Origin of the sequence: Tsuneonella suprasediminis (assembly GCF_003605755.1) — a bacterium.
Classification (GTDB): domain Bacteria; phylum Pseudomonadota; class Alphaproteobacteria; order Sphingomonadales; family Sphingomonadaceae; genus Tsuneonella; species Tsuneonella suprasediminis.
Genome location: NZ_RAHJ01000019.1, coordinates 358,745 through 382,645, shown reverse-complemented (window position 1 = coordinate 382,645; position 23,901 = coordinate 358,745). Strand labels below are relative to the sequence as shown.

Annotated in this window: 24 protein-coding genes; 19 read left to right on the top strand and 5 right to left on the bottom strand. The window is 57.2% G+C overall.

Annotated elements, in window-relative coordinates; translation table 11 throughout:
- The 3 genes from D6858_RS11700 to D6858_RS11690 all read right to left on the bottom strand — a co-directional run bounded on the left by D6858_RS11700 (position 1) and on the right by D6858_RS11690 (position 4,514).
- Positions 1-456 carry a PaaI family thioesterase gene (locus tag D6858_RS11700; RefSeq protein WP_225081471.1) on the bottom strand — a complete coding sequence of 152 codons (456 nt, stop codon included), beginning with the start codon at positions 454-456 and terminating at the stop codon, positions 1-3.
- A gap of 2 nt (positions 457-458) precedes the next feature.
- A complete protein-coding gene (locus D6858_RS11695) occupies positions 459-1,241 on the bottom strand; it encodes a succinate dehydrogenase iron-sulfur subunit (RefSeq protein WP_120110503.1) in 783 nt (260 codons plus the stop codon).
- A 447-nt stretch (positions 1,242-1,688) separates the two neighbouring features.
- Positions 1,689-4,514, bottom strand: a complete 2,826-nt coding sequence (locus D6858_RS11690; protein WP_120110499.1) for an Rne/Rng family ribonuclease — start codon at positions 4,512-4,514, stop codon at positions 1,689-1,691.
- Positions 4,515-5,054: 540 nt separating this feature from the next.
- Between D6858_RS11690 and D6858_RS11685 the strand changes: the two genes are divergently transcribed.
- From D6858_RS11685 to D6858_RS11660, 6 genes are all read left to right on the top strand, one after another.
- Entirely contained in the window at positions 5,055-5,840 is a 786-nt protein-coding gene (locus D6858_RS11685) for an N-acetylmuramoyl-L-alanine amidase family protein (RefSeq protein WP_338067305.1), read from the top strand.
- A gap of 47 nt (positions 5,841-5,887) precedes the next feature.
- Positions 5,888-8,410: a penicillin-binding protein 1A gene (locus D6858_RS11680; RefSeq protein WP_120110494.1), complete on the top strand. Its 2,523-nt coding sequence runs from the start codon at positions 5,888-5,890 to the stop codon at positions 8,408-8,410.
- Between the two features lie 58 nt (positions 8,411-8,468).
- Positions 8,469-9,014: a peroxiredoxin gene (locus D6858_RS11675; protein ID WP_120110491.1), complete on the top strand. Its 546-nt coding sequence runs from the start codon at positions 8,469-8,471 to the stop codon at positions 9,012-9,014.
- A gap of 96 nt (positions 9,015-9,110) precedes the next feature.
- Positions 9,111-10,238: a peptide chain release factor 2 gene (prfB, locus tag D6858_RS11670; protein WP_120110488.1), complete on the top strand. Its 1,128-nt coding sequence runs from the start codon at positions 9,111-9,113 to the stop codon at positions 10,236-10,238.
- The gene (locus tag D6858_RS11665) at positions 10,235-10,993 is read left to right on the top strand and encodes a class I SAM-dependent methyltransferase (RefSeq protein WP_120110485.1); all 759 of its coding nucleotides are present in this window, start codon (positions 10,235-10,237) and stop codon (positions 10,991-10,993) included. The genes prfB and D6858_RS11665 overlap by 4 nt, the downstream gene beginning before the upstream one ends.
- A 17-nt stretch (positions 10,994-11,010) precedes the next feature.
- On the top strand, positions 11,011-12,417 hold the full coding sequence (locus D6858_RS11660) for an NAD(P)H-dependent flavin oxidoreductase (RefSeq protein ID WP_120110482.1): 1,407 nt from the start codon (positions 11,011-11,013) through the stop codon (positions 12,415-12,417).
- A gap of 181 nt (positions 12,418-12,598) precedes the next feature.
- On the opposite strand, the gene D6858_RS11655 is transcribed toward D6858_RS11660, so the two are convergent.
- Positions 12,599-13,606, bottom strand: a complete 1,008-nt coding sequence (locus D6858_RS11655) for a 2-hydroxyacid dehydrogenase (RefSeq protein WP_120110478.1) — start codon at positions 13,604-13,606, stop codon at positions 12,599-12,601.
- A 93-nt stretch (positions 13,607-13,699) separates the two neighbouring features.
- On the opposite strand from D6858_RS11655, the gene D6858_RS11650 reads away from it, so the two are divergent.
- On the top strand, positions 13,700-14,182 hold the full coding sequence (locus tag D6858_RS11650) for an SH3 domain-containing protein (RefSeq protein WP_338067302.1): 483 nt from the start codon (positions 13,700-13,702) through the stop codon (positions 14,180-14,182).
- Between the two features lie 76 nt (positions 14,183-14,258).
- On the opposite strand, the gene D6858_RS11645 is transcribed toward D6858_RS11650, so the two are convergent.
- Positions 14,259-15,455 carry an acetyl-CoA C-acyltransferase gene (locus tag D6858_RS11645; RefSeq protein WP_120110474.1) on the bottom strand — a complete coding sequence of 399 codons (1,197 nt, stop codon included), beginning with the start codon at positions 15,453-15,455 and terminating at the stop codon, positions 14,259-14,261.
- Positions 15,456-15,616: 161 nt separating this feature from the next.
- On the opposite strand from D6858_RS11645, the gene D6858_RS11640 reads away from it, so the two are divergent.
- The 12 genes from D6858_RS11640 (at position 15,617) to D6858_RS15645 (ending at position 23,900) form a co-directional block, all read left to right on the top strand.
- On the top strand, positions 15,617-17,047 hold the full coding sequence (locus D6858_RS11640) for a coniferyl aldehyde dehydrogenase (RefSeq protein WP_120110470.1): 1,431 nt from the start codon (positions 15,617-15,619) through the stop codon (positions 17,045-17,047).
- A gap of 99 nt (positions 17,048-17,146) precedes the next feature.
- Entirely contained in the window at positions 17,147-17,521 is a 375-nt protein-coding gene (locus D6858_RS11635; RefSeq protein WP_120110467.1) for an NADH-quinone oxidoreductase subunit A, read from the top strand.
- On the top strand, positions 17,512-18,063 hold the full coding sequence (locus D6858_RS11630; RefSeq protein WP_120110465.1) for a NuoB/complex I 20 kDa subunit family protein: 552 nt from the start codon (positions 17,512-17,514) through the stop codon (positions 18,061-18,063). The genes D6858_RS11635 and D6858_RS11630 overlap by 10 nt, the downstream gene beginning before the upstream one ends.
- A 14-nt stretch (positions 18,064-18,077) precedes the next feature.
- On the top strand, positions 18,078-19,001 hold the full coding sequence (locus D6858_RS11625) for an NADH-quinone oxidoreductase subunit C (RefSeq protein ID WP_120110461.1): 924 nt from the start codon (positions 18,078-18,080) through the stop codon (positions 18,999-19,001).
- The gene (locus tag D6858_RS11620) at positions 18,998-19,564 is read left to right on the top strand and encodes a hypothetical protein (RefSeq protein WP_120110458.1); all 567 of its coding nucleotides are present in this window, start codon (positions 18,998-19,000) and stop codon (positions 19,562-19,564) included. The genes D6858_RS11625 and D6858_RS11620 overlap by 4 nt, the downstream gene beginning before the upstream one ends.
- On the top strand, positions 19,561-20,775 hold the full coding sequence (locus D6858_RS11615; RefSeq protein WP_102153984.1) for an NADH-quinone oxidoreductase subunit D: 1,215 nt from the start codon (positions 19,561-19,563) through the stop codon (positions 20,773-20,775). The genes D6858_RS11620 and D6858_RS11615 overlap by 4 nt, the downstream gene beginning before the upstream one ends.
- Complete coding sequence (locus D6858_RS15650; protein ID WP_133305288.1) at positions 20,772-20,954, top strand: hypothetical protein; 183 nt, start codon at positions 20,772-20,774, stop codon at positions 20,952-20,954. Before D6858_RS11615 ends, D6858_RS15650 begins: the two co-directional genes overlap by 4 nt.
- Entirely contained in the window at positions 20,947-21,615 is a 669-nt protein-coding gene (locus tag D6858_RS11610) for a complex I 24 kDa subunit family protein (protein ID WP_120110454.1), read from the top strand. Before D6858_RS15650 ends, D6858_RS11610 begins: the two co-directional genes overlap by 8 nt.
- Positions 21,615-21,785, top strand: a complete 171-nt coding sequence (locus tag D6858_RS15880; protein WP_165859699.1) for a hypothetical protein — start codon at positions 21,615-21,617, stop codon at positions 21,783-21,785. The genes D6858_RS11610 and D6858_RS15880 overlap by 1 nt, the downstream gene beginning before the upstream one ends.
- Entirely contained in the window at positions 21,782-21,922 is a 141-nt protein-coding gene (locus D6858_RS15875; RefSeq protein WP_165859698.1) for a hypothetical protein, read from the top strand. The genes D6858_RS15880 and D6858_RS15875 overlap by 4 nt, the downstream gene beginning before the upstream one ends.
- The gene (gene nuoF / locus D6858_RS11605; protein ID WP_120110451.1) at positions 21,922-23,211 is read left to right on the top strand and encodes an NADH-quinone oxidoreductase subunit NuoF; all 1,290 of its coding nucleotides are present in this window, start codon (positions 21,922-21,924) and stop codon (positions 23,209-23,211) included. Before D6858_RS15875 ends, nuoF begins: the two co-directional genes overlap by 1 nt.
- On the top strand, positions 23,208-23,900 hold the full coding sequence (locus tag D6858_RS15645) for a hypothetical protein (protein ID WP_133305287.1): 693 nt from the start codon (positions 23,208-23,210) through the stop codon (positions 23,898-23,900). Before nuoF ends, D6858_RS15645 begins: the two co-directional genes overlap by 4 nt.
- Position 23,901: the final 1 nt, after the last annotated feature.

Genomic DNA, 23,901 nt, shown 5'->3' with positions numbered 1-23,901 from the left:
TCACTTCTCGCTGGCTTTGCGAACAATTCCGGTAAATCCGGCCACAAGATTATCGCCCTGAACTACTTCGCCCCGGACAAACAACAGCCGCCGCGTTTCACGGAGAATTTCCACCACGGCATCCAGCGGTCGGTCTGGCTGGCCTGCGCCAATGAACTGAGTGGACAATTCCAGCGTTACAGAACCACCCGCATCGCCCGAACTGAGGGTGCGAAGTGCAGCGAACATGGAAATATCGATCAGTCCAAGAGTGACCGCGCCGTGAATCATGCCGAGCAAATTCTGATGCTTGCGCGCTGGAAACATCCGTAACCGACACTTGCCGTTTTCCGTGCGGACGAGCATTTCGCCCATCACTTGCGCGTTGAACAGTGTGTCGTCACGCAACCGCCAGCTATGCCACCCGGGGTGTTCCGGGTGTGGTTCGTAGATGAAGTTCGGGCTTGCGCCGTCCACGATCAGATTTGCCGTTCGGCCTGCATCTTCTTGATTTCGGCGATGGCACGAGCCGGGCTGAGGCCTTTCGGGCAAACGTTCGAACAGTTCATGATCGTGTGGCAACGATAGAGACGGAAGGGATCTTCCAATGCATCGAGCCGTTCGCCGGTCATTTCATCACGGCTATCGGCCAGCCAACGATATGCTTGCAGCAAGATAGCCGGGCCAAGGAACTTGTCGGAATTCCACCAGTAACTGGGACACGAGGTCGAACAACAGGCGCACAGAATGCACTCGTACAGGCCATCCAGTTTGTCGCGCTGTTCCGGGCTTTGCAGGCGTTCCTTTCCGCTCGGCGTCGGGGTCACAGCTTGCAGCCAGGGACGGATCGACGCATATTGTGCGTAGAAATGGGTGAAGTCGGGAACGAGATCCTTCACCACTTCCATGCTGGGCAATGGCGTGATGCGGATTTCACCCTTGAGGTCTTCCATTGCTGTGGTGCACGCGAGGCCGTTGCGGCCATTGAGGTTCATCGCGCATGATCCGCAAATGCCTTCGCGACACGACCGGCGGAATGTGAGAGTCGGATCGATCTCGTTCTTGATCTTGATAAGTGCGTCGAGGACCATCGGGCCGCAGTTGTCGAGATCAACTTCGAACGTATCGTAGCGCGGATTTTCCCCGCTGTCGGGATCATAGCGATAGATTTTGAACTTCTTGATCCGGCTCGCACCATCGGCAGTGTGGCGCTGCCCCTTGCCGGTGATCCTGGAGTTTTTGGGGAGAGTGAAGGTCGCCATCGCTTCCGATCCTGTTTGAGCTTTGCGTCGCCTCTCTAACGCGTTGAGCGTCGAGAGCAAGCGTGGGCGCAAATTCAGCGGCGCGAATGCCTTCACTCTGATGCGATAATAGCAGCGATGCGTTTTGGCGGAATGATGGAGGAGGGAGCTATGCGAGCGGGGGTGCTACATGAAAAGTGCATTATTCCCCGGAGGATAACTTGCCCGGGGCGCCGAAAATCACGATGGCTGCGCTAAGCTTGGCGGAGCCATTGGCGCATGGCGATACCCCGCAATGTCGATAGGGTGGGGACAATCAACGGTGTGATGCAACCGAAACGGCAATCAATTTCGGCGGGATTGGCCCGAGTCCAAGGCGCGATGGCTTTCCCGCAGCGGCATTGAAAGAATAAGCCCCGGTCTTCACGAACGAAAACCGGGGCTTATTTCTTGGTATTTCAAGCGCTGCTATTCTCCGAAGGTGCGCTGCCACCATCCCCGACGCGGTTTGGCATCTGGTTTGTTGGCTTCTGCAGGCGCAGACTCGGCGGGTTCTGACGCAACCGGTTGCTCTGGCGCAGATTCCTCTTCCTGCGTTTCCTCAGGAGCGGCCTTCGCAGTGGCGGGCGCTTTCTTCCTTCTGGGAGCGCGAGCAGGTTTCTTGACCGTGGGCGCTTCTTCTTCCGCGGGCGCTACCTCTGCCGATTGCGCTTCGTCTACCTCGGTTACCGCCTTTGGCTCCGCCTTCTTACGGCGGGTGCGCTTGGGCTTCTCTTCAGCAGGCGGTGCCACTGTTTCCGCAGCGGCCTCTGCTTCGATATCCGCCTTCTTGCGTCGAGTGCGGCGCTTAGGCTTCTCGTCGGGAGCGTCTTCACTCGCGGTCGCTGCTGCTTCTGCTTTCGCAGCCTCGGTCTTCTCGGCTTCTGGCTCTGCCTTTTTCCGGCGGGTGCGGCGCTTTGGCTTGGGCGTAGGATCGGTCTCGGCTTCACCAACGACTGCGATGTCGTCTGTGAGTTGTTCGCCAATCTGCTCGGCCACCTCGTCCGCACTGGCTTCGGAGATGACCTCTTCAGCGGTATCTTCGCTGTCGTTGCCACCCTCTTCGCCAGCTTCGTCCCGGTTGCGCCCGCGACGGCGACGACCACCACGGCGGCGGCGCTTCTTAGGCTTTTCATCGTCGTCCGAGGTCGCCTCATCAGAGCGATCTTCGTCGTCCGAAGTATCGCTTTCGCCTTCGGAGGCTTCTTCATCGTCGCGCGTGTTCGCATCGCCAGCGTCACGCTTGCGGCCCCGACCTCCACGACGCCGCCGACGCTTCTTGCGCGGACGATCGTCATCGCCGTCGCGCTCGTCGTCATCGCCTTCCATCTCGCTATCGTCGAGATCGTCTTCGTCGTCGCTATCGTCGACGATGGGATCGAAGCGGGGTGCGGAAGTCGGACGTGGGCCAGAGCTGGTGACGCGCATTTTTGCGCCTTCGTCCTCACCTTCGGGCAGCACCTCAACCGACACACCATAACGCGCTTCGATTTCAGCGAGATCGGCGCGCTTTGCGTTGAGCAGATACACCGCAGCTTCGGTCGATGCGTAAAGGCTGATAATCGTGCCTTTGCCGCGTGCGGCCTCATCTTCGATCAGGCGCAGTGCGGAAAGGCCGGCGCTCGATGCCGTACGTACCAAACCTGTGCCATCGCAATGAGGGCATTCGCGCGTTGTGGCTTCCAGCACACCGGTACGCAGACGCTGGCGGCTCATTTCCATCAGGCCAAAGCCTGAAATGCGCCCCACCTGAATGCGAGCACGATCATTTTTGAGTGCATCCTTCATCGCGCGTTCGACCTTGCGGATATTTCCGCTGCGCTCCATGTCGATGAAGTCGATCACGACAAGGCCGGCCATGTCACGCAGGCGCAACTGGCGGGCGATTTCCTTGGCCGCTTCGAGGTTGGTCGATAGCGCGGTCGCTTCGATTCCATGTTCTTTGGTCGAACGACCGGAGTTGATGTCAATCGATACCAGTGCCTCGGTCGGATTGATGACGAGATAGCCACCGCTCTTCAATTGCACTTCGGGGTCGTACATCGCCCGAAGCTGGTCTTCCGCGCCATAACGCTGAAACAGCGGCACCGGGTCGGAATAAGCCTTCACCCGCCGTGCGTGGCTGGGCATGAGCAGCTTCATGAATTCCTTGGCCGAACGATAGCCCTCTTCACCTTCGACCACGACCTCTTCGATCTCGCGGTTGTAGATGTCACGGATGGCACGTTTTATCAGGTCGGAATCCGAATGGATCATCGCCGGAGCCGAAGATCCGAGGGTGCGTTCGCGAATTTCATCCCACAGGCGGGCGAGATAATCGAAATCGCGCTTGATTTCGGTTTTCGTGCGGCTGAGCCCCGCAGTACGCACGATCAAACCCATCGAACGCGGCAAAGAGAGATCGGAAACGATCGTCTTCAATCGCTTGCGATCGGCAGCCGAACTGATTTTCCGGCTGATGCCGCCGCCGTGGCTGGAATTCGGCATCAATACGCAATAGCGGCCTGCGAGGCTGAGGTAGGTCGTAAGGGCCGCACCTTTGTTGCCACGCTCCTCTTTCACGACCTGAACGAGCAGAACCTGGCGGCGCTGAATGACGTCCTGAATTTTGTAGCGACGACGCAGTGCAAGGCGCTTGGCACGAACTTCGTCGACTTCCTTCGCCCGGCTGCGGTTGCCACCGCGCGACTGCCGGCGGCCACGGCCTCGCCCACGGCGGCCGCGCGACTGATCTTCGCTATCGTCGTCGTCTTCGTCAGAATCGTCGTCCGATTCGTCATCGCCCTGAAGCTGACCTTCTTCGATGGTGGCGACATCATCCTTCTCGGACGTGTCGATTTCCTCGACACCATCTTCAGCGATTTCTTCGACTAATGCTTCACCTGTTTCATCGTCGGCGTCATATTCATCACCGGGGGTGTGGCCATCTTCCTCTTCCTGCGCGCGCAGGGCGGCCTCTTCCTCCGCCGCGGCAGCTTCTTCAGCCAGCAACGCCTCGCGGTCTTCCTTCGGGATCTGATAATAATCAGGGTGGATTTCGCTGAACGCGAGGAAACCGTGCCGATTGCCGCCGAAATCGACGAAGGCGGCCTGCAGAGAAGGCTCTACACGGGTAACTTTGGCGAGATAGATATTGCCCTTGATCTGCTTGTGATCTGAGGACTCGAAATCGAACTCCTCAATCCGGTTGCCTTTGAGCACCGCCACCCGGGTTTCTTCCGAGTGGCGCGCATCGATAAGCATGCGCGTTGCCATTATGAATTCTCCGTGCGCGACCGGGCGGGGCCAGGCATTTGAGCCGGGCGCGGCCAAAGGTGCGCGCTATTGCTAGATTGCCGCCGGGGACCGTGCGCCCGGCGGCGGATACGAACCGAACCGAGCTTTGAAGAAAGCCGGATCGGAATGACGTGTCTGCAACACATGACTTGCACACATCGTGCGCGGCCCGGCCGACAAGCGCGGCGATGGCGCCGTGGGGCGTCATCGGCGATTGCAGGGAGGGGGTGGCCATGAGTTGCGTCAACCTGTTTATGAAACCGGGCGGTGCCCGATTGAAAGGCCCGGATCGCCTGTCGCAAGTGCTTGCATCGAAACATACGATGCCGCTTCGCCATGGTCAGGAACCCGATCGCGAATATTGCTAGCATTGAGAGATTAACGGAGCAACCATATTGCGCTTCATCAATCGTTGGCCCTACCTAGCGCGCAATGTCCTTGCGCGCGCAGCTATGGTTGATCTTTCTTGCACCCGTCGTTTTGATGGGCGCTTTGTTTGCTCTTGGTTTGACATTGCCCATGCCTGCGCTGGGGCGCGGCTATGTCATCAGGATCACATTGCCTCCCGCTGGGGAGCCAGCTGATCTGCCGCAGGTTCTTGGCCCAAAAGATAAATCCCGCCCCCTTATCGTAATCGACGCGGGGCATGGCGGGCATGATCCGGGGGCAAGTGGCAACGGGATTGAGGAAAAAAATCTAACTCTCGGACTTGCAAAAGCCTTGCGGGACGAGATCGTAAAGGAAGGGGGCATTCGTGTCGCTTTGACCAGAAGCGACGATCGATACCTCGTGCTTGCCGAGCGGTTTGGCATCGCGCGGGCGCTAGGCGCCGATCTGTTTCTCTCGATTCATGCCGATAGCGCAGGCGATGCCGATGGCGTTTCAGGCGCGAGTATTTACACTTTGTCAAACACGGCGTCGAGCGAAGCGGCATCACGCTTCGCAGACCGTGAAAATAGCGCAGACGTCATTAACGGCGTAGCGCTGGATGGCCGAAGCGACATGATCAACGCCATTCTGGTGCAACTGTCGCAGCGCAAAACGCAGGAAGACAGCAATGTATTTGCCGGCCTCATTCTCAGGGAAGGAAAGGATAGGCTGAAATTTCATTCGCAACCGCTTCGTTCGGCGGAACTCGCTGTTCTGAGAGCGCCCGATTTACCATCGGTGCTGTATGAAGCCGGGTTCGTGACAAATCCCCAGGAAGCAGAAGCATTGACATCGCCGCAGGGTAGGGCTGCCTTTGCCAAGGTTATGGCGAGGGCGATCCGCATCTATTTTGCGCGTCAGTCGGGGGATGGATAGCCATTGGTTCTGGCGCAGCCGGAAACGCGTGCTAATAAGCCCCGCTCATGGTCGACACATCGCCCCTCGAACACATTCGTTATCGAATCCGGCGCGACGCGCGTGGCGTCGCTGCATGGTTTATGCGAAACTGGCGCGCGCGGTGGTTTTTTCGTTGGCTGATGATCGCAATCGGCGTGGGTGCGCTTTCATTCGTCGCTTTGTGGATTGTGTTAACACGGGATCTGCCTGGCGCGGAAACTCTGCTCGAATACGAACCTCCACTGCCGACCGTCGTGCGCGGGATCGATGGCCAGATAGTTCATTCTTATGCGCGCGAGCATCGTGTCCAGCTTCAGTATCAGGATTTTCCGCCCAAACTGATTGAGGCATTTCTGGCTGCGGAGGACAAGACGTTCTTCACGCACGGCGGGGTGGATATCACTGGCACGTTGGGTGCGGTGATTGACTATGCCGCGAAATATGGATCGGGCGAGCGTGCGGTGGGTGGTTCGACGATTACCCAGCAGGTCGCCAAAAACATTCTGTTGGGAGACGAGTATTCGGTCACGCGCAAGCTGAAGGAGATGATCCTCGCTCGCCGAATCGAAAGTGCTTTGACTAAGCAGCAAATCCTGTCGCTGTATCTCAACGAAATTCCTTTGGGCCGCCGCAGCTTCGGCGTTCAGGCGGCGGCGCGTGCATACTTTAATAAGGACGTTGGTCAGCTCGATCTCAACGAAATGGCATTTCTCGCCATTCTGCCAAAGGCTCCCGAGCGCTACGGGCGAAAGAAGTACGAGGATATGGCAGTTGCCCGCCGTAATTTCGTGCTCAAGCAGATGGTGACAAACGGCTTCATTACACAGCAGCAAGCGAGTGCAGCCGAAGCCAAGCCGCTGGGGCTCCAGGCCTCTCGCACCAGCCTCAACTCAGTCGACGCAGGTTATTTTCTGGAAGAAGTGCGGCGGCAGTTGATTGGGAAGTTCGGGGAAACTGCGGAAGACGGTAAGAACAGCGTCTATGCTGGCGGCCTGTGGGTGCGCACCTCGCTCGATCCTGAATTACAAAAGGCGGCTCGCGATGCGCTTCGGAACGGGATCTTCCGTTATAACTCAGGTCGTGGATGGAAAGAGCCATTTGCCACGATCGATTTGTCGAAGGGCGACTGGCAATCGCAGCTGGCATCTTCGCCGCTTGGTATTTCTTACAAAGATTGGCGGATCGGTGTCGTTACAGAACGTGCCGGATCGCGTGGCACGATCGGCTTTTCGGACGGCAGTACCGGTCCTCTTTCTGGCATGCCCAATGGGCTGAAGGCAGGCGATGTTATAGCGGTGGCTCCCTCTGGTAATGGCTATGCGGTGCGTACCGTGCCTGAAGTGTCGGGCGGGTTCGTCGCTGCTCAGCCCCACACTGGGCGTGTGCTTGCCATGCAGGGCGGGTTCGATTCCCGGTTGTCCAATTTCAATCGTGCGACACAGGCGCTTCGCCAGCCGGGTTCGACCATCAAGCCATTTGTCTATGCCACCGGCCTCGATAACGGGATGACACCGGCCACACAGGTGCCGGACCAGACGTTCTGCTTCTATCAGGGGGCTGCCCTAGGTGAAAAATGCTTCCGCAACTTTGGCGGAGGCGGCGGCGGTATTCATACGATGCGCTGGGGGCTGGAGCAAAGCCGTAACCTGATGACTGTGCATATCGCGATGGATGCAGGGATGCCCAATGTAGTCGGCACTATCAAACGCATGGGTATCGGGGATTATAAACCCTATCCCGCCTTTGCGCTGGGGGCAGGGGATACGACGGTGCTGAAAATGGTCAACGCTTACACGGCGCTGGCCAATTTCGGTCGACAGCATAATCCCACGGTCATCGATTTTGTGCAGGATCGGCGGGGTAAGGTGATCTGGCGCGCTGACCGGCGCGACTGCACCGGATGCAATATGCCGCAATGGGATGGGAAGCCGATGCCGCGCATCGCAGATGGCGGTAAACAAGTGCTTGATCCCCGCACGGCTTATCAGGTTATCCATATGCTGGAAGGAGTTGTACAACGCGGCACTGCTGTCCGTTTGCGCGCTCTCGATCTTCCGCTGTTCGGCAAGACGGGGACGACCTCAGGCCCCACCAACGCATGGTTCGTGGGCGGTAGCCCGGATATCATCGCGGGTATGTATCTCGGTTTCGATAAGCCGCGTAACATGGGGGGCTGGGTTCAGGGCGGTAACACTGCTGCGCCAATGATGATCGATTTCGTGAAGGCGACACGTGAACGATGGACGGACGAACCCTTTATCGCTCCGGCCGGTATCCGCATGGTCCGCATCGACCGTCAGAGTGGCAAGCGCGTGTTCGATGGCTGGCCGACGGACGATCCGAAGGCCTCGATCATCTGGGAGGCGTTTAAACCCAATACCGAGCCGCCCCGCGCTACACGACAGGATGAAATTGCGGCCAAGCGTAACCAGATCCTTGAACTGATCCGCAAGGGGCGTCAGGCGCAGAGTGACGCAGCCTCCAATGCGCGGAAAGACGAGAATAAAAATCAAGGCAGTTTCGTGGAGGAGCAGGGCGGTCTTTATTGACGCGGCCGCTAGTTTCCTGTCGCGAAACGCTGAGCGTTCTGAGAAAGGATCGCTGAGAATGAAAAGGTATGTCTGCACCGCGATCGCGGCGATTGTATTTGGCACTGCCCCGGCAGCGGCTGAACTGCCGGTCGGCGCTAAAGCGCCTATGTTTGCCACAAAGGGGGCGCTGGCCGGAAAGGAGTTCGGGTTCAACCTGCGCGCTGCACTCGCCAAAGGGCCGGTGGTGCTCTATTTCTATCCGAAAGCCTTCACACAGGGATGCACGCTTGAGGCACACGCTTTTGCCGAGGCGACACCTGAATTTGCGAAACTGGGGGCAACGGTCGTTGGTATCTCGAACGACGATATTGCGACGCTCAAACGATTTTCCACCGAAGCATGTCGCGACAAGTTCGCCGTTGCGTCAGCTACGCCCGCGATTGTCGATGCATATGACGTGCGGCTTGTGCGTGATGGCAAAGACACCGGGTTAACCGACCGTACGAGTTATGTTATCGATCGGTCGGGCAAGATCGTGATGGTCCATTCCGATCTGAGTTATAAGGAACATGTTTCCTTGACGCTGGCCGCTGTTAAAAAGCTTGCTCACAAGCGTCACTGACCACTGCCGACAGGCGTGCGAGACTCGCACACCGCTCTTTCCTCTGCCGCCCGGAAGGTTTAGTCGGGCGGCAATTCGTGTTTGGAGAACTGCAATATGCGTGCCGAGGGGCAGGCCTATATCGATCGTATAGAAGCTGCGCTGGCGCTGGTGCGCCAATCACTCGATTGGGAGCGCGCTCTGCGCCGTCTCGATGAGTTGAATGCGCGCGTGCAAGACCCGACGCTGTGGGACAATCCCAAAGAGGCTCAGGCAATTGGTCGTGAGCAGAAGCAGCTTGAAACCGCCATTGGCACGGTGAACGAAATTTCACGGGAAATGGCCGATGCGATCGAATTCGTCGAGATGGGCGAATTGGAAGGCGAAGACGATGTCGTGGCAGATGGGCTTGCCAGTCTTGAACGGCTCGCCAATCGCGCCGATGCCGACAAGGTTCAGGCACTCCTGTCAGGGGAGGCCGATGGCAACGATACCTATCTGGAAATCCACGCGGGAGCGGGCGGCACGGAAAGCCAGGATTGGGCCGAGATGTTGCTGCGTATGTATGCGCGCTGGGCAGAACGCAAAGGCTTCAAGGTCGAAACGGTCGAATATCAGGCCGGCGAAACTGCGGGTATCAAGTCTGCCACGCTGCTGCTGAAAGGCGAAAACGCCTATGGCTATGCCAAAACGGAGAGCGGGGTCCACCGCCTCGTTCGGATTAGCCCTTACGACAGTTCGGCGCGGCGGCACACGTCTTTCAGTTCGGTATGGGTCTATCCGGTGATCGACGACGATATCGATATCGATATCAACCCCGCCGACCTCAAGATCGATACATATCGCGCAAGTGGTGCCGGTGGGCAGCATGTTAACACCACCGATTCCGCCGTCCGCATCACCCACCAGCCCAGCGGCATTGTCGTGGCCAGTCAGGTGGACCGTAGTCAGCACAAGAACCGCGATATTGCGATGAACATGCTCAAGGCGCGTTTGTTCGAAGAAGAAATGCGGAAGCGTGAAGAAGCTGCCAGCGCAGAGCACCAGAGCAAAAGCGATATCGGTTGGGGGCATCAGATCCGCAGCTATGTTCTGCAACCATATCAACAGGTAAAAGATTTGCGGACCGGCGTCGTTTCGACATCGCCCGACGACGTGCTGGACGGGGCCATCGATCCTTTTATATCGGCTGCACTGGCTCAACGGGTTACCGGTGAAGTGGTAGAGGTGGCAGACGACGAATGATCTCCGCGCGCGGAATCGCTGTTTGCTTATTGGCGGTTGCCAGCTTGGTGACCGGTTGTGAGCGCGCTGATCCCGATGCCGACCGTGCTGTAACCGCGCGCGATTTCCCGCGAGCAAATCGCCCGGTTTCGGGAATGGCGGGCAGCCCGTTCACCACTGAAAATCAACGCGATAGCGTCGGTGAGGCACAGCGGGTCATGGATCTGGCAGAAATAAAACCGGGGATGACGGTGGCTGATATCGGTGCCGGTGAAGGGTATTATACCGTTCGACTGGCAGAGAAAGTCGGCCTAAAAGGCCGCGTTCTCGCGGAAGATATCGATAGGGCCGCGTTGGAGAGATTGGGGCAGCGCATCGAGCGGGACAGGCTGGACAATGTTTCGGTCAAACTGGGAACTCCCGATGATCCCCGCTTGCCGGATCGTAGTTTCGACCGCATTTTCATGGTCCATATGTTTCACGAAGTGGAGGAGCCATATGCGTTTCTCTGGAGACTGTGGCCTGCGTTAAAGCCTGACGGGTTGGTCATCGTGGTCGATATCGACCGCCCAAGCGGGCAACACGGCATTGATCCCCTGTTGCTGAGTTGCGAATTTGAACGCGTTGGGTTCAAGCTAGATTCGTTCAAAGATGCACCAGAGCTTGCGGGGTACTATGCACAGTTCAAGCGAACGGCTAACAGGCCGCAACCACATGAAATAAAGGCTTGCAACATGGACCGCGGTGCGGGCTCGCAAGCTGAAAAAAAACGTTAAATGAAAGAAGTCTCGTAATGTCATTCAAGGGGTTGAAGTCTATCCTTTACGGCGGTCGCGAAGTGTGGCCGTTGATCGAAGGGGGCAAGGGGGTTGCAGCGACGAACCATGCCAGTTCCGGCGCGTGGGCCGCTGCGGGCGGGATTGGCACCATTAGTGCGGTGAACGCCGATAGTTACGACGCCGAAGGTAAGATCGTACCACAAGTGTACGATGCGCTGACGCGTAAGGAACGGCACCAGCAACTGATCCAGTACGCGATCGATGGTGCGGTCGAGCAGGTGAAGCGCGCGCACGAGATCGCCGGGGGCAAAGGCGCGATCAATATCAACGTCCTGTGGGAAATGGGTGGCGCGCAGGAAGTTCTCGAAGGTGTGTTGGAACAGACCCGGGGCATGGTCACTGGCGTAACTTGCGGTGCAGGTATGCCCTATAAGCTGGCTGAAATCGCAGAGCGCTTTAATGTGCACTATCTGCCGATTATCTCCTCCGCGCGGGCATTTCGCGCTTTGTGGAAGCGTAGTTATCACAAAGTGGCCGACCTGATGGCTGCTGTGGTTTACGAAGATCCGTGGCTTGCCGGCGGTCACAATGGACTGTCGAATGCCGAAGATCCAACCAAGCCCGAAGATCCTTATCCGCGTGTCGCTGCATTGCGCGAGACGATGCGAAAGGAAGGCGTTAGCGACACTGTGCCTATCGTCATGGCAGGTGGGGTCTGGTTTCTGAGAGAATGGAACGACTGGATCGATAACCCGGAACTCGGTCCGATCGCGTTCCAGTTCGGCACGCGACCGCTGCTGACCGAAGAGAGCCCGATCCCTCAAGGGTGGAAAGACCGCCTGCGCGAGATCGAGCCGGGCGACGTGTTGTTACATAAGTTCAGTCCGACGGGGTTCTACTCATCGGCCGTCAAGAACCCGTTCCTGTATGACCTGATACATCGTTCGGAGCGCCAGATCCCTTATTCAAGGGTAGAGGCTGGCGAACATACGGTTCAGCTCGACGTGGGGGTTAAGGGCAAAAACTTCTGGGTCGTTCCGAAAGACCGCGAACGTGCACGAGGCTGGGTTGCCGAAGGATATACCGAAGCGCTGAAGACCCCGGACGACACCGTTGTTTTCGTGACGCCGGAAAGCCGCGCGCAGATCCGCGAAGATCAGGCGGCCTGCATGGGATGCCTCTCTCACTGTGGGTTTTCGTCATGGAAGGACCATGATGACTATACCACCGGACGGCTTGCCGATCCCCGCAGCTTCTGCATCCAGAAAACGTTGCAGGATATCGCACACGGTGGACCAGTAGATGAAAACCTGATGTTCGCCGGCCATGCGGCGTATCGCTTTAAGCAGGATCCGTTCTATTCCAACAACTTCACTCCTACGGTGAAGCAATTGGTGGATCGTATTCTGACAGGGGACTGATCTGGGCGGCCCGTGCCACATTCAGAATGAGTTTCTGACGATTGATGTGGGAAGAGAGGCGGGTTAGCCTGCTTTGCCATGTGTCGCGCCATACGCCCGGCAGTCATGCTGTCTGAAATAAGACGTCGGATATCGCTCTGACCTGGCGGAAACTCGACTTGGCCTACGGCAGTAAGGTGAGCTACACTAACCCTTCGAGTACCTGATCGGGAGGGCGGTGGCCATCGGCCCAGAACTGGATATTTGCGATAACCTTCTCGCCGGATGCCTCTCGGCCTTCGCGGGTTGCGCTGCCGATATGGGGCAGGGTCATCACGTTAGGGTGATCAATTAGCCGGCGATCCACTTGCGGCTCGTCGGGATAGACGTCGAGACCCGCGCCAACCAACGAGCCGGCGTCGAGCGCTGCGATCAATGCATCCTGATCTACGAGATCGCCTCGCGCCGTGTTGATCAGGCACGCTGTCGACTTCATCAGAGAAATGCGTCTCGCATCGATAAGATGGCGTGAATCTTTGGTGGATGGGCAGTGCAACGTCAGAATGTCGCTACGCACGATCAGGTCGTCGAGGTCTTCGACATAAGTCGCGCCGTGCATGTTCTCTACGGCTTGCGGAAGACGATGGCGATTATGGTACAGGATGTTGAGCCCGAAGGCACGAGCGCGATGCGCCACAGCCTGTCCGATGCGCCCCATACCCACGATGCCCAGCGATTTGCCGCCGAGCTGCCATCCCAGCAAAGCCGATGGTGCCCAACCTGTCCATTCGGAACGGCGCACCAAGGCAATGCCTTCGCGGACGCGCCTTGGGACGCCAATGATCAGCATTACGGCGAGATCGGCCGTGTCGTCGGTAAAGACACCAGGCGTATTGGTAACAATGATCCGCGCCGCTCGCGCAGCGGCAAGGTCGATATGATCGACCCCTGCGCCGAAGCTGGCAATCAGGCCCAGGTTCGGTCCTGCTTGTCGAATCAGGTCGGCGTCGATCCGGTCGGTAACGGTGGGAACGATAACGTCCGATTTCTGCATCGCAATCGTCAGTTCTTCGCGAGACAATGGCCGGTCGTCATGATTGAATTGTGCATCGAATAGCTCGGACATGCGGGCTTCGATCATCGGCATCAGTTGTCGGGTTACGACGATCTTCGGCTTGCCGGTACGCGGTGTTGGTGTTGACTCGCTCATTGCCTTGCAGCGCTACGTTGTGGAGGGCGGGATGGTCAAGCGAAGGTGAACTGCCTGAGCTTGATAGTTACGACCGGATGGCAGTAATAGGCGATGATGCGTCTGACTTCGATTGTATTCCGGGCGATTACCGCGCTCGCATGTTTAACCATGCTCCTGCCCGTCCATACACAGGCTCAGGAGAGGGAGGTTCCGTACTGGGCTTCGATCAGAGCCGAGGTTTTGAATATGCGTGCAGGGCCCGGACGTGCGTATCCGGTCAGATGGACTTACAAACGTGCTGGCTTGCCTTTAAAGGTGGTGCGGGTGCACGAGGGCTGGCGATACGTTCGCGATCCTGATGGTGACGAAGGCTGGGTTATCGCAAGCCTCCTCTCCCCTGACCGCGCTGCCATAGTTGTCGGGAAAGGGCTGGCTGATATGCGTGAATCGAACGATGGACGATCACGGCTTATGTGGCGGGCAGAGCCAGGGGTCAGCGGCAAATTGGGGAAGTGCGACGATGGCTGGTGCCAGTTCGATGTCTCGGGGCGAAAAGCCTGGATAGAGAAAAATCGACTGTGGGGTGCAGAGTGACAGCCCGCATCGCATCGTGAAAGGCCGGTGCAGCTTTGCCAGACGGCGTAACTGCACCGACTCCAAATTCAGTTACCTAAACGAGCTCAACTGCAATCGCGGTTGCTTCGCCGCCGCCGATGCAGAGGCTGGCCACACCGCGCTTGAGTCCTTTCTGTTTGAGTGCATTCAACAATGTTACGAGAATGCGGGTTCCGCTTGCGCCGATCGGGTGGCCGAGTGCGGTAGCGCCACCATGAACGTTGATTTTGTCATGCGGGATGCCAAGATCGTGCATCGCGAACATCGCGACACAGGCAAATGCTTCGTTCACTTCGAACAGGTCGACTTCGTCGATTGACCAGCCTGCTTTTTTCAGCACTTTGTTGATTGCACCGACAGGAGCGACTGTGAAATCCTTTGGTTCCTGAGCATGTGCCGCCATGGCGACTACTGTTGCGACCGGAGACAGGCCTTTGGATTTTGCAACGCTGTCGCGGGTGAGCACGACAGCAGCCGCGCCATCGCTGATCGAGCTGGATGTGGCTGCGGTGATCGTGCCATCTTTGGCAAATGCGGGACGAAGCTGACGAATTTTGTCGGGATTGCCCTTCGGCGGCTGTTCGTCGGTATCGACAGTGACTTCACCCTTGCGAGTGGTGAATGTGACCGGGGCGATTTCGTCAGCGAAAGCGCCCGAAGTGATTGCTTCGTTCGCGCGACGAAGCGACTCCACTGCGTAATCATCCTGAGTATCGCGGGTTAGCTGATATTCGTCCGCAGTATCCTGAGCGAAGGTGCCCATTGCACGGCCAACATCGTATGCGTCTTCCAGGCCATCAAGGAACATATGGTCATACGCAACGTCATGGCCGATGCGAGCGCCTGAACGGTGTTTCTTCAGAAGGTATGGTGCATTTGTCATGCTCTCCATACCTCCGGCAACTGCAATATCCATGGTCCCGGAAGCAAGGGCTTCACTTGCCATAATCACGGTCTGCATCCCACTGCCGCATACTTTGTTGACGGTGGTTGCCTGAACCGACTTTGGCAACCCGGCCTTCAAAGCGGCCTGACGTGCTGGCGCCTGCCCCAGACCTGCCGGGAGAACGCAGCCCATATAGATTCGCTCGATATCGTCGCCCGCAACGCCCGCACGCTCCACTGCCGCTTTCACGGCCGTCGCACCAAGGTCTGTGGCAGCAACATCTGCCAGAGCGCCCTGCATTCCGCCCATCGGGGTGCGCGCATAAGAAACGACGACAACGGGGTCGTTTGCGGAGAAAGTGGCCATCTGACGAACCTTTCAATTTTCTGAAATGATTTGCGTTCGACTGCGATCTAGTGCTGCACTTCGGCAAACGCAATCAAACGAACAGCTATGCTTGCCAAGCGACGCTTTATGGCCGACATCAGTGGCAAAGCAAAACGCATAACTGCTCTAGGAGAGTGACGATGGCTGATGATCGCAAAACAGAACTCGAAGCGATGCTGTTGCAGCAGCGAACGGCATTTACGTCTGCGCGGCCCGAGCCGTTGTCCGCCCGTAAAGACCGGATCCAGCGTGCGATCGCCTTGCTCAAGGAAAATGGTGACGCGCTGTGCCGGGCAATGAATGTCGATTTTGGCAATCGCAGCCCGATGCAATCGATGATTACCGATATCGCCGGAACCATCGGTTTCGGCAAATATTGTCTGAAAAATCTGTCTAAATGGTCTCAGCCTGAAAAGCGCAAAGTGCAATTCCCGCTCGGGCTGCTGGGAGCGAAGGCGGAGGTTCGCTATGAACCAAAGGGCGTGATCGGTATCCTTGCGCCTTGGAATTTTCCGGTAAACTTGTCTTTCAATCCACTCATGCAGGCGTTCGCTGCTGGCAATCGGGCCATGATCAAGCCGAGCGAGTTCACTGAGCGAACCTCCGCTCTGATGGAGGAACTGGTCGCCAGATATTTTGACCCGGCGGAATGCGTTGTGGTGACCGGTGGCCCCGAAGTGGCCCATGCATTCTCTTCGCTCCCGTTCGATCACCTTGTTTTCACCGGATCGACTGCGACAGGGCGCAAGGTGATGGAGGCCGCAGCGCGGAACCTTGTCCCGGTGACGTTGGAATTGGGTGGCAAATCGCCCGTATTCCTGGGCCGTAACGCGGATATTGCAAAGGCAGGGGAACGGATCGCGCTAGGGAAGATGATGAATGCGGGGCAGATCTGTCTTGCGCCGGATTATATGTATGTTCCGGAAGAAACGGAGGACGGCGCGGTGGCTGCGGTACAGCTCGGTGTGCACACCATGTACCCGACGTTGCGCGACAACGAAGACTACGCTTCCGTTGTCAGCGACCGTCATTTCGAACGCCTGCAGGGATTGGTAGCAGATGCGAAGGCCAAGGGTGCTGAGGTAATCGAAGTCAATCCCGCTGGCGAGGACTTTTCCGCGACGAACACGCGCAAAATGCCGCTGACCATTCTGCGGAATGTAACGGATGACATGAAAGCGATGCAGGAGGAAATCTTCGGCCCGGTTCTTCCTGTGAAAACCTACAAACACATCGATGAGGCAATCGATTACGTCAATGCACATGATCGTCCGCTGGGGCTGTATTATTTCGGTGACGATGAAGCTGAGCGTGAAAAGGTGCTCACCCGCACGATTTCCGGCGGGGTCACGGTAAACGATGTGATTTTCCATGTCTCGATGGATGATCTGCCGTTTGGCGGGGTGGGGCCATCGGGTATAGGTTCATATCATGGAGTCGAAGGCTTCCGCGAGTTCAGTCACGCCCGCAGCATTTACACCCAGCCTAAGATCGACATCGCAAAGTTGGGTGGATTCAAGCCTCCATATGGGGCTGCGACCGAGAAAGCGGTCAAGGGAATGATGAAATAAGGCGCGAATGCGGGGATTTTTGCATCCCCGCACCCTTGCACCAATCGGGAGCGGGGCCTAGAGGCGGGCACATTCACAGGCCCCCAAAGGGAATCATTCGTGGTCGATCTCAGCCAGTATCTCCCAATCCTGATTTTTCTCGCCATTGCCCTCGGACTCTCGGCTCTGTTCGTGTTTCTGCCGATGGGCGTTGCCCGGCTGACGGGTGCACATAACCCGACTTCCGACAAGTTGAGCGAATATGAATGCGGTTTTCCCGCGTTCGAAGATCCGCGCAGCCAGTTCGACGTGCGCTTTTATCTCGTCGCGATCCTGTTCATCATTTTTGATCTGGAAGCAGCATTCCTTTTTCCGTGGGCTGTCAGTCTCGACATGACGGGATGGCCGGGCTGGATCACGATGATGGTGTTCTTGGGTGAACTGGCAATTGGCCTTGCTTATGCGTGGAAGAAGGGAGCCCTGGAATGGGAGTAGATCAGAGCCTTCCTGCCGCCGCGCAGCCGGGTGAATTCCGTACCCCGGATCAGGATTACTTCCACGCGTTGCAGACTGAAGTGAATGACAAGGGCTTCCTCGTCACCAGCACTGAAGAGCTGTTTCAATGGGCGCGCACCGGCAGCTTATGGTGGATGACGTTCGGCCTCGCTTGCTGTGCGGTCGAAATGATTCACGTGAATATGCCGCGTTACGATATGGAGCGGTTCGGCGTTGCCCCCCGCGCCAGCCCGCGCCAGAGCGATGTGATGATTGTTGCCGGAACGCTGTGCAACAAAATGGCCCCTGCGCTTCGCAAGGTTTACGATCAGATGTCGGAACCGAAGTACGTCATCAGCATGGGGAGCTGCGCCAACGGCGGTGGATATTATCATTACAGCTATTCGGTCGTGCGTGGATGCGACCGGATCGTGCCGGTTGATATCTACGTGCCCGGGTGTCCGCCGACTGCTGAAGCGCTGCTCTATGGTGTAATGCAGTTGCAGCGGAAAATTCGCCGCTCCGGTACGATCGAACGGTAAGGCTTGCGCTGATTATGACTCAGGTCCTTCATCCCGCTCCCCGGTTTGCTTCGAACCAAGGTGTCAAAGACGCATTGGCCGCTGCGTTGGGCGACATGCTCATCACTGCGAAAGAGCAGCATGGCGAGGTTGTTCTCACTGTCGTGCGAGATCGCGTGGAAGACGCGTTGCGCCTGCTTCGTGACGAACACGAATACCAGCAACTGATGGAAATGGCCGGGGTCGACTTTCCTGACCGTGTCGAGCGGTTTGAAGTCGTTTACATGCTGCTCTCGGTGACGAAGAATCATCGCGTGATGGTCAAAGTTTCGGCCAGCGAAGCGACGCCCGTCCCCACCGTCACCACGCTCTGGCCAAACGCCGGGTGGCTCGAACGTGAAGTGTTCGACATGTATGGCGTTGTGTTTGCGGGTAATCCGGACTTGCGCCGTATTTTGACCGATTATGGTTTCGAGGGGCATCCTTTCCGAAAGGATTTCCCGCTCACCGGCTACGTCGAACTTCGCTATTCGGAAGACGAGAAGCGCGTTGTGTATGAGCCTGTCGAACTCGCACAGGATTTGCGCCAGTTCGATTTTATGAGCCCGTGGGAAGGCGCGAATTACGTGCTTCCGGGTGATGAGAAAGCTGGTGCTGACACTCCGGCGGCACCCACGCCGAAGTCGACGGAAAAGCTATCTGAAACAGGGGCTGGGAAGGCAGCGAACAAAAAGGCAGCAGAAAGCGAGTCTGCTCCGGCGCCGGCTAAGGATAAAGGCGCAGAAGAGGCTGGCGCGCCGAAGCCCACCGAAGATCGCCCGGCACGCAAGCCAAGGGCGGCATCGGCGCAAGATACGAAGCCAGCAACCCAGCCGAAGAAGGCGGCAGAAAAAAAGCCCACCGCAAAGAAGTCTGGTGCAGGCAAGTCTGCTGCACCTAAACCGGCGGGCGACAAATGAAGCGAACCGCTATCTGTCTTTGTCTGACGGCCCTCGCAGCTGGAGGTTGCTCTAAGAGCAACGACGCCTCTACGGGTGAGGGCGCCGACGATTATGCGGCCCGTGCAGGTGTATCCTCGCTCGGTGCGAACGATGCAGGCGCGTCATCCGTCGCAGAAGTCAACGCGCAGCCTGTTCTGGCGAGCGAGGGCAGCACCAGACTCATGCCACTTGCCAGCGATGCCCCAATGGCTTTGGGCAAGGTCGCTGGCGGGTGCAGCTTTATCTATCAAGGGCGTTCCTTGCTGGTGGCGGGCAGCGAAAACGATGCCGACGACAAAGGCAAAGGTGTGCTGGTGATCGATGGACGTCAGCTCATGTTGCCCGGTGTCGAAGCTGGCGGTCTGCAAGTGATAGAATCCGGCCCGATACTGGCTGGTGATGGGTTTACGGTTTCCGTCCTGCGCGGCGAAGACGAGCCTTCCCGTGCGAATGGAAAGAGCGAATGGGGCGCTGACCTTCGGGTGAAGGGCCCAACGGGCGAGACAACATTCTCGCAAGGAAAATGGAGCTGCACAGCATGAGCGGCCTTCAACTCGAACAATCACCCACAACAGGTGACGAGGTCATCAGTAACTATACGATCAACTTTGGCCCGCAGCACCCTGCGGCGCACGGAGTGCTCCGGATGGTTATGGAGCTTGATGGCGAGATTATTGAGCGGATCGACCCGCACGTTGGCCTGCTGCATCGTGGCACCGAAAAGCTTATTGAGCACAAGACCTATTTGCAGGCTTTGCCATATTTTGACCGGCTTGATTACTGCTCGCCATTGGGGATGGAGCACAGTTATGTGCTGGCGATTGAGAAACTGCTCAATCTGGAAGTTCCCCTGCGCGGACAATATCTGCGGGTGCTGTTTGCGGAACTGACCCGCATCTGCAACCACATGCTCAACATCGGCAGCCACGTGATGGATGTCGGCGCGATGACGCCGAACCTCTGGGTGTTCGAAATTCGCGAGGATTGCCTCAATTTCTTCGAGCGCGCCAGCGGTGCACGCATGCACAGTGCGTGGTTTCGTCCGGGTGGCGTCCATCAGGATGTTCCGCTCAAACTGCTGACCGATATCGGTGACTGGCTCGACAACCGGCTTCCGCGTTTGTTTGAAGACGCGATGAGCCTGGTGATGGACAACCGCATATTCAAACAGCGGAATGTCGATATCGCAGTGGTGAGCAAGGAAGACGCTCTGGCATGGGGCTTCTCCGGCCCTATGATCCGTGCGGCGGGCATCCCCTGGGATATTCGCAAGAGCCAGCCTTACGATGTTTACGACCGAATGGATTTCGAAATCCCCGTCGGTACCAATTCTGACTGCTACGACCGGTTTATGGTCCGTGTTGAAGAAGTGCGTCAGTCGGCACGCATCATGCGCCAGTGTCTCGCTGAAATGCCGGAAGGCCCGGTGAGCAGCACCGATCGCAAAGTCGTGCCGCCGAAGCGCGGTGAGATGAAGGCTTCAATGGAAAGTCTGATCCATCACTTCAAGCTATATACCGAAGGCTTCCACGTTCCCGCGGGTGAAGTCTATGTCGCTACTGAAAGCCCCAAGGGCGAATTTGGCGTCTATCTGGTCAGCGATGGCAGCAACAAACCTTATCGTTGCAAGATTCGGCCGACTGCTTTCAGCCATCTTCAGGCGATGGATTTCATGAGCAAGGGCCATATGCTGCCGGACGCGACCGCTATTCTTGGCGCGATCGATGTGGTGTTCGGGGAGTGTGATCGGTGAGCAAGGAAGTGAGCGCATATGTCTCAGGACTGTGTCTTTGCGTTGTCCTCTTAATCATGGATTCCACTGGCGTCCTTGATCTGGGCAGCTTCGTCATTGGTCTGGCGTTGATGGTTGCTGTGTTTGCTATCCTGACATTTTCCTCCACTTTGAAAAACAGGAAGGCCAAAAATGGCTGACCGCGCACTCGCACCCGACACCCCCGAACTGCGCGCCGCATGGGGTGATTTCGCATTTGCACCTGCATGGGAAGAGAAGGCCAAGGCCGCTATCGCCCGTTATCCTGCAGGGCGGCAGAAGAGTGCTGTTATGGCGCTGCTCGATTATGCCCAGCGGCAGGTGGGGGAAGCAACCAACACGCAAGGTTGGTTGCCAATCCCGGTGATCGAATATGTGGCGACCTATCTCGACATGCCGGTGATCCGGGTGCTCGAAGTTGCGACGTTCTACACCATGTACAACCTCGCGCCGGTGGGGCGTTTCCATGTGCAGGTGTGCGGTACCACGCCTTGTATGCTGCGTGGATCCGACGATATATTCGCTGTCTGCGCTAAGCGTGGAATGAAGCGCGGGCACACTACCGATGACGGTATGTGGACGCTCACCGAGGTCGAGTGCATGGGCAATTGTGCCACCGCGCCGATGGTTCAGATCAACGATGGCAACTACGAAGATCTCACCCCGGAACGGTTTGAAGCTGTACTCGATAAACTTTCGGCGGGTGAACTACCCAAGGAAGGTACGCAGGAGCCGGGGCGGCATACCAGCGAGCCAAGCGGCGGTCCGACGACTTTGACCGCTATGGTTGGTGAAAACCACGACTACCGGGGGGAGTGGTGATGCCAAAGCCGGTAGCCAAAGGCTTGCCGATCATCGGCATTATATTTCTGACGCTAGCTGTCGTGAAATTTTTGCAGGGCGAGGCATGGGTTGTCTGGGCGATCCTTGGTTTCTTGCTTGGGGGATTCGGAATTTTCGGGGCGAAGGCTTCGGAAAGGCAAGAGCCATGAGCATCGCCACAATCGTTATCGCTCTTATACTTATCGTCATCGCCTGGAAGGTGCTGATGGGGGTAGTCAAGTTTGGCGCCATTGCGGTAATCCTATTGGTTGCCGTCTATTTCCTTGCCAATGGAGGGCTCGGCTGATGCTCGCCGATAAGGATCGCATTTTTACCAACCTTTACGGTTTCCAGTCGTGGCACCTCGACGCTGCGCGGGCACGTGGTGATTGGGACAACACCAAAGATATTCTCGCCAAGGGGCAGGATGCCATTATCGATGAGATTAAGGCATCCGGGCTGCGTGGTCGGGGCGGCGCCGGATTTCCAACCGGAATGAAGTGGTCGTTCATGCCGAAAGAAAGCAAGGACGGACGTCCTAGCTTTCTCGTCATCAACGCTGATGAGTCGGAGCCGGGCTCGTGCAAGGATCGCGAAATCATTCGCCACGATCCGCACAAGTTGATCGAAGGCGCTCTTGTTGCTGGTTACGCGATGCGTGCACGCGCAGCATATATTTATATTCGCGGTGAGTACATTCGCGAAGCAGAAGTGCTGTTTGCTGCCGTTCAAGAGGCATATGATGCCGGTCTTCTGGGCACGAACGCTGCGGGTTCCGGTTACGATTTCGACGTATTCGTGCATCGTGGAGCGGGCGCGTATATCTGCGGCGAAGAAACCGCGATGATTGAAAGCCTTGAAGGCAAGAAAGGGCAACCTCGACTGAAGCCTCCATTCCCGGCGGGGGCAGGGCTGTATGGTTGTCCGACGACTGTGAACAATGTTGAATCGATCGCGGTTGCTCCGACTATTATGCGTCGTGGTGCTTCGTGGTTCTCCAGTTTCGGTCGGGAAAACAATAAGGGTACCAAGCTTTTCCAGATCAGCGGGCACGTGGAAAATCCGTGCGTCGTTGAAGAAGCGATGAGCATCCCCTTCAGCGAATTGATCGAAAAACATTGTGGCGGGATTCGTGGGGGCAAGGATAATCTGCTTGCGGTGATTCCTGGCGGTTCGTCCGTTCCGTTGGTCCCTGCGGATCTAATCTGGGATGCGCCGATGGATTTCGATGGCTTGAAAGAGGTCGGCTCCGGCCTAGGGACCGCAGCGGTTATTGTGATGGACAAGTCCACCGATATCGTTCGGGCAATCAGCCGTTTAAGCCACTTCTACAAACACGAGAGTTGCGGCCAGTGTACGCCTTGCCGCGAGGGTACAGGCTGGATGTGGCGCATGATGAAACGCCTCGAAACAGGAGATGCGGCTGTCGAGGAAATCGACATGCTACAGCAGGTCACCAAACAGGTGGAAGGGCATACAATTTGCGCACTTGGCGACGCAGCAGCGTGGCCCATTCAAGGTTTGATACGCCACTTTCGCCCGGAAATTGAGCGCCGTATCGCGGCTGCTGGCAACATGGCAGAGGCAGCCGAGTGATTCGTACCGTGCTATCTGTGTTGGGAATCCTAGGACTGGTTTGTGCGACTGGCGCACAGGCCCAGTCGACATCCGAACGGAGTTCGGTAACTGGCTCACGGTTTTCCAAAGAGAAATTCAACAACGTACGTGACGCGCGATCAACGCTCAGTTTCTTTGGGCGTTGTGTAGCGACATATCGATCTGATCGAATTAAAGATTATTTGCTCAATCCAGTTCCGGCCAAGATACAAGATCTCATCACGTTCCCAAACAGCGAGACGCATTGTGTGAATGGTTACGCCGCCTTGAAGTCAGGTTATCGCGAAATACGCGGTTCGCTTTCTGAGGCGTGGTATCTTAGAACCTTCCCGGACTCGCCACCGGCGTGGTTTGCTGACGATCCTGCTGCTGCCCCTTCTCAAGAAGAAGTGGCCAAACGAATTATAGAAGCAGATGTAGAGGATCGGGCGGACGTGATTGTTGAAGAGTTCGCTCGTTGTTTCGCTGCGATCGCTCCGGTCGAGACTGATAGAGTTCTTCGAACTCCGGTTGCAACAAAAGATGAGCGAGTTGCGATAAACCGTCTGGCTCCGAACTTCGGGCCTTGTGCGTTTGAAGGGCAGAAATTGTCGTTCGACGAAGCCAGCTTACGTTCAGCCCTTGCCTATGCACTCGCCGCACATGCAGCTCGCGGGAAGCTTTCATGAC